Origin of the sequence: Labilibaculum manganireducens (genome assembly GCF_002843385.1) — a bacterium.
Classification (GTDB): domain Bacteria; phylum Bacteroidota; class Bacteroidia; order Bacteroidales; family Marinifilaceae; genus Labilibaculum; species Labilibaculum manganireducens.
Map to the genome: position 1 here is coordinate 30,568 of NZ_MVDE01000031.1, position 12,180 is coordinate 42,747.

Sequence of the window (12,180 nt, forward strand, 5' to 3'; positions counted from 1 at the left end):
AAAAACAATAAAAAACACGCAAGGCTCTTGTAATACTACGTTGAGTCTGTGTTATTATTTGGAAATAGTTCGTAGTGTTGATTACTTAAAATTGACTATTGTATTATTTGATAGTTTTTGCACTCCCTCTGTTACGTACCAGTCGCCGGATTTTAATCCGGAGCTTACACACAGTTTGTTGTTGATGATACCGCTTATCTGAACATATTTTCGATTCACTTTTCTGGTTTCCTTATTGACAACATATACGTAGTTCTTTTGAAATTCATCTTGCATAGCCGACTGAATGGGAATGAGCAAATTTGATGTTGTATTTTGAAGTGGCAGATTGATCGTGCAAACCATACCTGGCTTTATTTCCAAATTATTGTTTTCAAGCTTGATTTTAACTTCGTAGGTTTTTGAAATGGTGTTCGCGATTACCCCAATTTTGAGAACCTTGCCATCGTACTTTTTGTCTCCAAGAGCCGAAAGAGTAACTTTTGCTGTTTGATTTTTTTCGATTTGGTTAATTTCATTTTCAGGAACAGAAATGCGGGCATAAATTGTTTTCATAGAAATCAGGTTGAATGCTGTGATTCCAGGTATTGCATTGGAGCCAACTTCAATGTTTCGTGTTCCTATTATTCCTGTGAAGGGTGCGGTAATAGTGCAATTATCGAGATTTTGCCTAGCAATTTGTGCAGCAGAATTGGCTTGCTCCAATTTCGATTTTACTTCTTCCCATTTAATTTCGGGCAGACTACCATTGTCATAAACAGATTTCATTCGGTTGTAGGCATCTATTGCTTGTTTTTGCATGGCCAAAGCGGCAGAATAAGCACTTTGGTAAGATGTTTTATTTAAAACAGCAATTGCCTGGCCTTTAAGAATATGATCGCCTTCCTCAAAATTAATTTCTGTAATTTCTCCCGGCAGTTGAAAACTTAAGGGAACCGATAAAATTGGTTCAGTTACGCCGGTATAATTCAGGATCTGTTCCTCACTCATCTCCTCGGCCATTGCAATTTTTACACGAGTACCTACAGGGGAACTCTCCTGTTCAGATTGTGCTTTTTTATCCTGTCCACAACTCAATACAGCACATCCAACAAATAGTGTTAAAATTATTTTCCTCATTGCTTTTTCTTTTTTAGTTTAAGATACTACTTTGGTATTCTGGTCGAAAATTGATCATCACAAATTATATTCCACCTTTTGACTTTGATTTCCTTTTAAATCTTTATCAATAGATGCAACTAACTAATTCAAATTAGTTTAAAACTAGCAAAAAATCCTAGGAGCCAATATTTTAACTGCTTTCAGCATTTTTTCTTCATCAAGAAAACCATCTTTTTCAATGGAGTATTCTACCAATCCATAAAAAGAAACCAGTGTCATTTCGGCAACCCATTCAATATCGCTCCGTTCCACCATGTTATATTCTCCCAAATCATATCCATCCTCTATAATCCGAATAATATATGATTTCTCAAATTCGATCATTTTTGAAAAATACTTTTTTGCAGCGATTTCTGCAAAATAGTTTTGTTTGATAATCCTGTAAAGATTAGCTCTTCGAATTACTTCTTTATGAAATTCTACAATGTATGTACTTATTTTATCTAACATACTTTTTTGCAGACTTACCTTGTTTTTAACAATTTGTCTGAGGGTAATTAATTCCAAATTAATAACAGCATCAAACACATCTTCTTTGCTTTTAAAGTAATAATACAAAGTGCTTTTAGCCTTTCCGCAAGCGGATGCTATTTCATCCATAGTGGTTTTTTTGAGGCCATACTGCTGAAAAAGCTTTTGGGCTTCGCTGATAATTTCATTCTTGGCTATTTCATCTTTATCTAGTATCATGTTCGATTTTTTTTCAAAAGTTAAACCTACTTATTTTTTCTATTCTACCAAAACAAAACAACTATTTTTCGACCAAATGAGTATTCTGGTCGATTTAGTGGCAGATACTATCTATTTTTGTAATGTTTTAAATTGTTTGTGTGAAGATGAGTTACCTGAAACGTACGTGCTGTATGTTTTGTTCAAAATTTCTACGATTCGGATATTTTGTTTTTTACTAATTTCTGCTTCATCCGAATTACGCCGCTTAGTTTTAAACAAAAAGCATAAAAAAAACACCTAATCAAACGATTAGGTGTTTTTTGTTGGGGGTGGGCCCACATGGGCTTGAACCATGGACCCCCTGATTATGAGTCAGGTGCTCTAACCAGCTGAGCTATAGGCCCGATGAAAACAAGACAGTAAAAGTATATTATTACCTTTGTTTTGCGAGTGCAATGTTACATATTTGTATTGAATTATTCAATATTTGAAACAATTTTTTTATGCAAAAATACAATTCCATCCCAAATATAATTTTCGATTTTGGAGGAGTACTCCTCAATATTGATACGGATCAGGCAGTTAAGAGTTTTAAAAAGATTGGCTTGGTTGATACCGATTTGGTGAAAAAAGAATATCAAACCAATGGTTTGTTTGATCGCTTGGAAAAAGGAACAATAAGTGCCGATCAGTTTAGGCTCGAAATAAGGGAGCATATTAATGGCGAAGTTAGTGATGAGCAAATTGATGCGGCATGGAACTCTATGCTCTTAGATCTGCCTTATGAGCGGTTGGAGCTATTGGAAAAGCTTAAACAGAACCATCGGATATTCCTTTTGAGTAATACAAATATAATTCACTGGGAAGCCTATATGGGAATGATTCAAAAAGTTCATGGTGTTTGCCTTTCCGACTTTTTCGAAAAAGATTATTATTCGCACAATATGGGGCTGAGAAAACCCGATCCTGAGATTTATACTGCTCTTCTTAAAAATGAAGGTTTACTTGCTTCGGAAACTTTATTTATTGACGATATGTATGCGAACTACGAAGCCGCAAAATCGGTAGGCATGCAGGCTCACTTTCTTGATCTGGAAAAAGGGGAAACGATTCTTGATTTGTTTTAAAATTAGGCAGGCTTATTTCTTACGGAAACTTCCCATTGTATTGTCGTAATTGATGTAATACAATCCATTTTGAAGGCCTTCCAATTTAATTTTGTTGCCAAAGCCCTTAAAAACGATATTTCCGTAGTTGTCGTAAATCTCGTAAAGGGTTTCACTGGTGAATAGTAGCTCATCTTTTACTTTTTCGGGACCAAATGTAATGCTTGGTAAAGCAGATTGATGCTTTATTTCGGAAGAATAATTAGGTGTTTCGGTATAATCTAACTGATAAATTCGGAATGTATTTTTGCCTGAGTGCGGGCGTACATCCAACTGATATTTATTTAATTGAGGGAGTCCAATGCCTTCAACTTCTCCTATGGTAATCCATTTGTTCCAACGGTATTGTTGAACGATAAATGGCAATGAGCCCAGTTCATCTTTGGTCGTCCAAATCAAGAATCCTTTTTTATCAACAACGGCGCTTTGCAGGTTGAATGAACTAATCGGCTTAATGCACTCTGGGTTAATGATTTTTGGCAAGCATCCATCTTTATAGTGGAGAGTAATGTTTATTTTCTCTCCAATGGGGAAATTGAATTTAGATAAATCGACCTCAAAAGCACTGCTGTTAATTTCATCAGCAGAGTTCATTCCATTAACAGTTACCTCATACACACAAAATCCCACTCCCGAATCCGAAAATGGGTTCATTACATAGATATTTTTGCCAAGGAAAATCCCGTTTAGTTCGAGTTTTTCTGCCTTAGCAAAATTAAATAAGAAAAGAAAAATGAGTAGTGTGACTTTGTTCTTCACTATGTAAAATCATATTGGTCTATATGCAAGATACTAAAACAAAGAGTGATAAAAAAAAGTTTAAAATGGATTATTTATGAATCCAATCTCCATGACCTTTAATGATCTCTGTAAGTTCATGAATGGCATTTTCCCTTGGTATATTTTTCTTAATCAATTCGCGGTTTTTGTACAATGATACTTTTCCCGGTCCGGCTCCTACATAACCATAATCTACATCACCCATTTCGCCGGGTCCATTTACAATACATCCCATTACAGCTATTTTCAGATGGGTTAAGTGAGAAAATTGTTTTTTGACTTCTGCAACAACATCATGAAGCTGGAATAGGGTTCTTCCGCAACCAGGACACGAGACAAATTCCGTCTTACTTGTTCTTACCCTTGCGGCCTGCAAAATCCCAAATGCTGTTGAGTTGACATCTTCATGGGAGAGCTCACCTTTATTATCAAGCCAGATTCCATTCCCGAATCCATCAAAATATAAGCTCCCTAAATCAGCAGAAGCCTTTAAATGAATATTTTCCAAATTTGATTCTTTGAATGATCTTTTGAAAATTACAGGTGCTTTGCATTTAGATTGAACCAATCGGAAAGCAAAAGCTCTTTGTTCCGCAAATGCATTTTGATGCACTGATGAGCAGACCAAAACGACTTTTGGATTCTTGATTATTTCCTGAATAAACCCGTCTGATAAATCAGAATAGGTGCATTCAACAAAATAGATATCTGTGTGAAAGAAGGAAAGGTTAGCATTTGTAAATTGATTTACCTGAAACAGAGGATAGGTGTTTTCAGCATAATTATTGGCCATTTCCCAGCATTCCTGATCTACAATTATTCCTAATTCTTTTGGATAGTCGGCAAAAATGGCATCGAAACCATTTACAAACAAATAATCGCTGGCTAACTTGCCTTTTTCCCATTCAAATGTATCTTCGTTTAAAATGTAACCGGCTTTCTCCGGCAGATCAGTTGAAATGCATTTTTCGTGACTGGCATCCGTAACCACAACAGGAACTTTTTGACTTCCAATATTCCCAATTAACGATGTGGATCTTTTATAAAAATCAAAGAGATTGATGTCTGTATTTTTAACCGGTAAAATTGGCGCATGACCAACTTTTTCAGAAACGTAATCGACTAGTTTTTTTCCTACCGGAGATTCTATTTCCGGATCTTCGGTAAGTGATATCCGAATGGTATCGCCAATTCCATCATTTAATAATGCTCCTGTTCCAACGGCCGATTTTATTCGGCCATCTTCACCTTCCCCCGCTTCGGTTACACCCAAATGCAAGGGATAGTGCATATTCTCATTTTCCATTTCACAAATCAGCAAACGAACAGTTTTCACCATCATTACTGTATTGCTCGATTTAATCGAGATGGCAACATTCTGAAAATTCTGTTCCTTACAAATTCTGAGAAATTCTAAAGTGGCTTCTACCATTCCACGTGGTGTATCTCCGAATCTACTCATAATCCGATCGGATAAAGAGCCATGGTTGGTTCCAATTCTAATAGCTGTATTGTTTTCCTTGCAAATGCGAAGTAAGGGAATGAATTTATCTTTTATTTTTTCAAGGTCTTCCTGATATTTAGTTTCTCCATAGTCAATACTAGTAAAATCGGCTCGTTTATCAACAAAATTCCCCGGATTGATACGTACTTTATCTACATATTTTGCGGCAATTAATGCGGCAGCAGGATTAAAATGAATATCAGCAACCAAAGGAGTATTGTATCCTCTTTTTACCAATTCTTCTTTGATGAACTTCAGACTTTCGGCCTCTTTTGTCCCTTGCGCAGTTAATCGAATGTATTCTGCTCCCGATTCTATCATTCTGATGGATTGTTCAACACTCGCTTCAATATTATTGGTATCGGTGTTGGTCATCGATTGAATTCGGATTGGGTTTGTACTACCCAGCGCAGTATTGCCAATTTTGGATTCTGATGATATGCGGCGAGAGTAGTTAAACAGATCTTTGCAAAAAAGTTGATGTTTCGGGAAACTCATTTTTTAGGTTTTAGTATTGAAATACAAAGGTAGGTAATTCAATTTTGAATTATTAATTACGAATTATGAATTACTGGTGAAAGAGCGAGAGAATTATTAAATTCACCACAATTTACATTTATTTTGTAATGCAGTACTTAGATGATTTTGAAGATAAGCTTTCTTACTTTAAGTACTTTTAACTCTAGACACTAAAAAATTAACTTTATGTCGGTAAAAGCTCAGGAAGTAAGCAAAATATACGGGAAACAAAAGGCTTTGGACAATTTGAGCTTTGAAATTAATCAAGGTGAAATTGTTGGATTCTTAGGCCCAAATGGCGCGGGAAAATCAACAATGATGAAAATTATTACTGGTTATATTCCCCAAACTTCAGGCCTGGTAGAGGTAAACGGACTGGATGTTAGCATGAATTCTCTTGAAATTAGAAGACAAATTGGTTATTTGCCCGAACACAATCCATTGTATTTGGAAATGTATGTGAAAGAATATCTCGGTCATGTGGCATCTATTTATAAATTAGGTAAAAGTAAGGCAAAGCGAATTGCCGAAATGATTGATTTAACTGGCTTAGGCGCCGAACAGAATAAAAAAATTGCTTCTCTTTCGAAAGGATACCGCCAAAGAGTTGGAATTGCTCAGGCCTTAATTCATGATCCGAAGGTGCTGATATTGGATGAGCCGACTACCGGATTGGATCCAAATCAGTTACTGGAAATTAGAAAATTAATTATTGATATCGGAAGCGAAAAAACTGTGATGCTTTCGACGCATATCATGCAGGAAGTAGAGGCTTGTTGCCAGCGGGTTTTAATTGTAAATAAAGGAAAGTTGGTGGCCAATCGGAATATAGATTTTCTTGCGTCCTCAAAATCATCTCATGTGGTCGAAGTTGAATTTGCTTCTGAAGTATCTTTAGACTTATTGCAGGAAATTAGCGGAGTGAATGAAATTGAAGTCCTTGGCGAAAATCGTTATTGTTTTGTTTCCCTAAGAGATATCCGTAAAGATGTATTTCAATTTGCTGTATCTAAAAATCTGGTGATTTTAGAGATGAAAACCCGATCGGAGAATTTAGAGGATATTTTTCATGAACTCACTTTGTGATTTTATTTGTTTTGATGTAGCTTTAATTTTACAGAAAAAACAATATGAAGGAAAACGAAATTACCGAAAAGATAATTAAGGCTGCAATGAAAGTACACACTAGCCTTGGTCCGGGATTATTAGAATCAGCATATCATGAGTGTTTGTTTTATGAATTGCAAAAAGCAGGTTTAAAAGTAGAAAAAGAAATGCCACTTCCTATAAGTTATGATGGTGTAAAACTGGATTGTGGGTATCGACTTGATTTATTTGTGGAGGATCAGGTTATTGTTGAGTTAAAATCAATTGACTCATTTAAAGATATTCATTTAGCACAAACACTAACTTATTTAAAACTTGCCGATAAAAGAGTTGGACTGATGATTAATTTCAACGTTGAAAAGTTAAAGTATGGAATTAAGAGAGTTATAAATGGGTATTAATCTTTCTATCCCGGTTTCTATTAGTAGCTATTTTAATTTTAGCTGTTTTTGCCCTCTGTGTCCCTCAGTGCTCTCAGTGGTAAAAAAATAAATTGAGAATAGGATTTCACAGCATGCAAAACGATTCTACCACAGAGTTCACGGAGTATCACAGAGAAAAAAAGAATCAGTTTAAGAATTAGACTTTTTTTATTTTTCAAAGTTTTGCTCTTCCTCTGTGTGTCTTTGTGTTCTCTGTGGTAAAAAGTTGGTTTTTAATTTAGATTTCACACCATGTAAAGCGATTCTGCTCCCGAGAACGCGGAATATCTCAGAGAGAAAAAAATCTTTCTTGTCTTTTATACCGATTCGTTTTAGAAGATATTTGAATTTTTGGCAGTATTGCCCTCAGTGCTCTCTGTGGTAAAAAGTTAGTTTGTACTTAGCCACCTTTCCGTAAAAAAACTGACCACAGAGAACATAGAGTTTCACGGAGAAAAAAAGAATTAGTTTAATTCTCATACTTTTTTTTAAGTCTTGTTCTTCCTCTCTCTGTGGTAAAAAGTTAGTTTGTACTTAGCCACTTTTCCGTAAAAAAAACTACCACAGAGCACACAGAGTTTCACAGAGAAAAAAAGAATTAGTTTAATTCTCATACTTTTTTTTAAGTCTTGTTCTTCCTCTGTGTGTCTTTGTGTTCTCTGTGGTAAAAAGTTAGTTTGTACTTAGCCACCTTTCCGTAAAAAAACTGACCACAGAGCACACAGAGTTTCACAGAGAAAAAAAGAATTAGTTTAATTCTTACACTTCCTCTCTGTGGTAAAAAATGTAAGCTGTAAATAGTAGGGAGTCTCAACGTATAGAAAAATCTTAGTTTGAAAACCCTCTTAAATCCCAGAAATTTATGGTAAAACCTTTTAGATATAAACCAAAAGTGTAACTATCACTATAATTAAGACTTGTAGCTCTTTATTGACTCAGAAGTCCCTGTTTTTCAGCTGAAGCTTTTGTTAAAATGTTGTAAAAGTGGCTCTTTAGTTTTGTTTCTTTCCGAAATAATACTTTTCTTTGCCCCGAAATAAGTGGAAAGATTTGGCTGCTTGCAACCACAGAAAAAAATGCTAAATGGTGAACTATATGCTTTTCTGCATGTAGACAACCAACCATTACTTTCCTGTATCATGTCATTATTTAGATAATGATCTTAAACAACATTGCCTGTCGTTACTATTGAAGGAATTCATGATATCGACATCACAACTAATTATTATTAAAATATTATGGGATATTTATTCACATCAGAATCAGTTTCTGAAGGACATCCGGATAAAGTTGCTGATCAGATTTCAGATGCTTTATTAGATAAGTTTTTAGCTTTCGACCCTAATTCGAAAGTTGCTTGTGAAACCTTGGTTACTACCGGACAGGTGGTTCTTGCCGGTGAAGTAAAAACCAAAACCTATATCGATGCTCAGGAAGTTGCCCGTGAGGTAATTAACCGCATTGGTTATACCAAAAGCGCATACCAGTTCGACGGTACTTCATGTGGTGTATTGTCTGCAATTCACGAACAATCAGCTGATATTAACCGTGGCGTAGATCGCGAAGATCCTATGACACAGGGAGCCGGCGACCAGGGAATGATGTTCGGTTACGCTTGTAAGGAAACCGACGATTACATGCCTTTGGCTCTTGAGCTTTCGCATCGTTTGCTGATAGAATTAGCAGCTATTCGTCGCGAAGGAAGAGAAATGACCTACCTTCGTCCCGATTCAAAATCGCAGGTTACCATTCAGTATGCCGATGATGATACCATCGAAAGAGTACACACAATTGTAGTATCTACTCAGCACGACGATTTTGGCCCGAACGATGAGTTGATGCTGGCTAAAATTAAGAAAGACGTTCGCAACATCTTGATCCCTCGTGTAATTAAGCAATTGCCAAAGCGCATACAAGCTATGTTCGATGAGAATTTTATTTTGCACGTAAATCCAACAGGAAAATTCGTAATTGGTGGTCCTCATGGTGATACCGGTTTAACTGGCCGTAAGATAATTGTTGACACTTATGGAGGAAAAGGCGCTCACGGAGGTGGTGCATTCTCAGGAAAAGATCCTTCGAAAGTTGACCGTTCAGCAGCCTATGCAGCCCGTCATATTGCCAAAAATTTAGTGGCTGCAGGAGTAGCAGATGAGTTGCTGGTTCAGCTTTCATACGCAATTGGTGTTGCCGAGCCAGTAGGAATTTATGTAAACACCTACGGCAAATCGAATCTTAGCCTTACCGATGGTCAAATTGCCGATAAAGTTACCGAGCTTTTTGATTTACGTCCGGCTGCTATTGAGCAACGATTGAAATTACGCAACCCTATTTACGAAGAAACAGCGGCCTATGGTCACATGGGGCGTACCCCTCGTATGGTAGTGAAAAAATTTGAATCTCCTTACTTTGATGGCGTTGAGCTTGAAGTGGAATTATTCACATGGGAAAAATTAGACTACATCGAGAAAGTAAAAGAAGCGTTCAATTTGTAAACAACAACAAATACAATATATACAAAGCCATTCCATCTATCTGGAGTGGCTTTTCTTTTTTCTGTAAATATTCATTCGGGGGTTCCCCTACGGGGCGGGCTTTCCATTCCAAGTCCTCAGTCGTTCCTCCTTGCGGGCTTTCCACTTCAATCCCTAACCCAATAAAAACCAATTATCATGAGGGTTATGTGTATTAAATGAATAATAATGCAATAAATATTACAACAAAGGCAAAATAAATGCATAAAAAATAATGAGGAATGCCAATATTTGCAGAGGGAAATCATAAAAAAGCAAAATAAATTACAAAAAAGTAAAATAAAAATGCATTTATAGTAGGGGAAAAACAATAATTATTAGCTTTATACTTATCGATATCATTGTTCGAAGTTGAATAATTATTACAATAAGAAATCAAAAAGTATGAAATCAAAAGTTAAAAATCCAATAGCAATTAATGAATTGATACTATCCGAAATGAATCGACAAGGATTAAGTACGGCCGATTTTGCACAAAAATTACAAATCAGCATGAATTCCATGTATCATATCCTAAAACGATCTAGCATGCAAATCGATCGGCTGTGGGATATTTGTGAAGTTTTACAATTAAATTTCTTCAAAGTTCTGGCTGATGAAATAAACATTAATAAGCCTGCTGATGCTCAAATAGACCAACTAAAACAGGAAAACAAAACTTTAAAAGAGGTAATTAAGATGTTAGGTAAAGGATAATTTGCTGGTTTTTTTTATCTGGGATAATGCTTCAATGTATCCTTTATACTCTTTTCAATTGGAACGAACTCAAAATTCAAAGCTTCTTTTATTTTCTGATTCGAGTAGTATTTGATATTGTGTGCCGATCGTGCATTTTCTTTTGTAAATCCGGAAGGCTTAAAAAAGAATATCTTTTTCAATAAGGCTAATCGCCAGGCAATTTCGGTCATTTTTGGGTTCGCATATTTTGTAGGTCCGGCAATGCCTAAACCTTTGGCAATGGTTTTAAAAACGAATTCGAAAGTGCAGTTCTCGCTGTTCAAAATAAAGCGTTCATTCACAATATCACTTTTCATCAATTCAATCATCGAATGGCTTACATCACGAACATCAACATAGCCCGTAATTCCTTGAGTATAGTATTTTAAACCTTTGGCAACAGTCTTAAAAAGAAGCGAACTTCCCTTGTCCCATTGTCCGGGACCCAAAATAATTGAAGGGTTCACAATCACCGCATTTAAGCCTTCTTCTACTCCTCTCCAAACCTCCAGTTCCGATTTAAATTTACTGTTTGAGTAGCCCGACCTTTTTTCTTCCGGACTCCATGGCGTTTTCTCAGTTACAGTATCTTCTCCCTCTTCGGGCGAACCCAAGGCAGCAATAGAACTTACCATGCAAAATTTCCGAATATTTGCATCCAGGCAGGCATTTACCAAATTGCGGGTTCCCTCCACATTAATATCCTGCATGTTTTTGCCGTCTTCCTTACTAAAAGAGACCAAAGCCGCACAATGGTACACATCTTCAATTCCATCAAGAGCATCCTCTAACGAAAAGGGATCCAGCATATCTCCTTCTATCCATTCAATGGATTTAAAAAGTTCGTTGGCATTGCTTGAGTAGTAAGTAAAAGTAGTAAGTACGAACTCTATATTGCTGTTTTTTCTTTTCAGAGCACGAACTTTATTGCCTTTCGAAAGTAAATCAAATAGTAAATGTGAGCCAACAAGACCCGTTCCACCGGTAACTAAAATCATGGATTAGTGAATGTGTTAAAGAGTGAATATGAGTTGAAACGCAAGGCCGCTAAGCCACAATGTAAGGAAATATAGCTTTGTGCCTTGGCGCCTTTGCGTTCTGTTTTTCTTTTATCTCTTCCAGTTCAATTTAATCGTTTGTGTCATTTTAGTATGAACACTTAAAGGTACCGGGCTGGTTCCTGCTACGCTTTCAATAATTTGTTTTTCCTCTGAAGTATATTTTTTATCAGGAAAGTTGAATTCAACAATTACTTCATCAACTCTTCTTGGATCACTCGCCATAATTTTAGTGATATCCAGCTCAGTTCCGGTAATATCAATATTGTTATCGCGGGCAACAATTCCCATTATGGTCATAATGCACGATCCTAGTGAGGCTGCTAATAAATCGGTAGGCGAAAATGCTTCCCCTTTTCCCTGATTATCAGTTGGAGCATCTGTAAAAATTTTATTGCCCGATTGCAAATGAATGCACTCAGTCCGTAAATCACCCAGATATTTTGATTTGATAGTTGTCATGCTGTTTTATATTTAGTGAAGTGTGTAATAAGCAATTTTAGTTTTGTGAATTTAAGAATTATAAAATAGATAGTAAAA

11 protein-coding genes and 1 tRNA gene are annotated in these 12,180 nt (G+C 36.1%); 5 read left to right on the top strand and 7 right to left on the bottom strand.

What is annotated here, in order from left to right:
* Positions 1-81: 81 nt before the first annotated feature.
* The 3 genes from BZG01_RS16540 to BZG01_RS16555 form a co-directional block, all read right to left on the bottom strand.
* The gene (locus BZG01_RS16540) at positions 82-1,119 is read right to left on the bottom strand and encodes an efflux RND transporter periplasmic adaptor subunit (RefSeq protein WP_101310956.1); all 1,038 of its coding nucleotides are present in this window, start codon (positions 1,117-1,119) and stop codon (positions 82-84) included.
* A gap of 144 nt (positions 1,120-1,263) precedes the next feature.
* Positions 1,264-1,851, bottom strand: a complete 588-nt coding sequence (locus BZG01_RS16545) for a TetR/AcrR family transcriptional regulator (RefSeq protein WP_101310957.1) — start codon at positions 1,849-1,851, stop codon at positions 1,264-1,266.
* Positions 1,852-2,163: 312 nt separating this feature from the next.
* Positions 2,164-2,237 (bottom strand) — tRNA-Ile (locus BZG01_RS16555).
* Positions 2,238-2,336: 99 nt separating this feature from the next.
* Between BZG01_RS16555 and BZG01_RS16560 the strand changes: the two genes are divergently transcribed.
* On the top strand, positions 2,337-2,960 hold the full coding sequence (locus tag BZG01_RS16560) for an HAD family hydrolase (protein WP_101310959.1): 624 nt from the start codon (positions 2,337-2,339) through the stop codon (positions 2,958-2,960).
* 12 nt (positions 2,961-2,972) lie between these two features.
* On the opposite strand, the gene BZG01_RS16565 is transcribed toward BZG01_RS16560, so the two are convergent.
* Both BZG01_RS16565 and ispG read right to left on the bottom strand, forming a co-directional pair.
* On the bottom strand, positions 2,973-3,653 hold the full coding sequence (locus tag BZG01_RS16565; protein ID WP_101310960.1) for a hypothetical protein: 681 nt from the start codon (positions 3,651-3,653) through the stop codon (positions 2,973-2,975).
* A 175-nt stretch (positions 3,654-3,828) separates the two neighbouring features.
* Positions 3,829-5,781 carry a (E)-4-hydroxy-3-methylbut-2-enyl-diphosphate synthase gene (gene ispG / locus BZG01_RS16570; RefSeq protein ID WP_101310961.1) on the bottom strand — a complete coding sequence of 651 codons (1,953 nt, stop codon included), beginning with the start codon at positions 5,779-5,781 and terminating at the stop codon, positions 3,829-3,831.
* A gap of 207 nt (positions 5,782-5,988) precedes the next feature.
* Between ispG and gldA the strand changes: the two genes are divergently transcribed.
* The 4 genes from gldA (at position 5,989) to BZG01_RS16600 (ending at position 10,561) form a co-directional block, all read left to right on the top strand.
* Complete coding sequence (gene gldA / locus BZG01_RS16575; RefSeq protein WP_101310962.1) at positions 5,989-6,888, top strand: gliding motility-associated ABC transporter ATP-binding subunit GldA; 900 nt, start codon at positions 5,989-5,991, stop codon at positions 6,886-6,888.
* A 44-nt stretch (positions 6,889-6,932) separates the two neighbouring features.
* The gene (locus BZG01_RS16580) at positions 6,933-7,310 is read left to right on the top strand and encodes a GxxExxY protein (RefSeq protein ID WP_101310963.1); all 378 of its coding nucleotides are present in this window, start codon (positions 6,933-6,935) and stop codon (positions 7,308-7,310) included.
* Positions 7,311-8,569: 1,259 nt separating this feature from the next.
* The gene (gene metK, locus BZG01_RS16590) at positions 8,570-9,826 is read left to right on the top strand and encodes a methionine adenosyltransferase (RefSeq protein WP_101310965.1); all 1,257 of its coding nucleotides are present in this window, start codon (positions 8,570-8,572) and stop codon (positions 9,824-9,826) included.
* Positions 9,827-10,249: 423 nt separating this feature from the next.
* Complete coding sequence (locus BZG01_RS16600) at positions 10,250-10,561, top strand: helix-turn-helix domain-containing protein (protein WP_101310967.1); 312 nt, start codon at positions 10,250-10,252, stop codon at positions 10,559-10,561.
* Positions 10,562-10,575: 14 nt separating this feature from the next.
* Here the strand turns inward: BZG01_RS16600 and BZG01_RS16605 are convergent, their stop codons facing one another.
* Together BZG01_RS16605 and BZG01_RS16610 are read right to left on the bottom strand one after the other, a co-directional pair.
* The gene (locus BZG01_RS16605; protein WP_101310968.1) at positions 10,576-11,580 is read right to left on the bottom strand and encodes an NAD-dependent epimerase/dehydratase family protein; all 1,005 of its coding nucleotides are present in this window, start codon (positions 11,578-11,580) and stop codon (positions 10,576-10,578) included.
* Positions 11,581-11,691: 111 nt separating this feature from the next.
* Entirely contained in the window at positions 11,692-12,102 is a 411-nt protein-coding gene (locus BZG01_RS16610; RefSeq protein ID WP_101310969.1) for an OsmC family protein, read from the bottom strand.
* Positions 12,103-12,180: the final 78 nt, after the last annotated feature.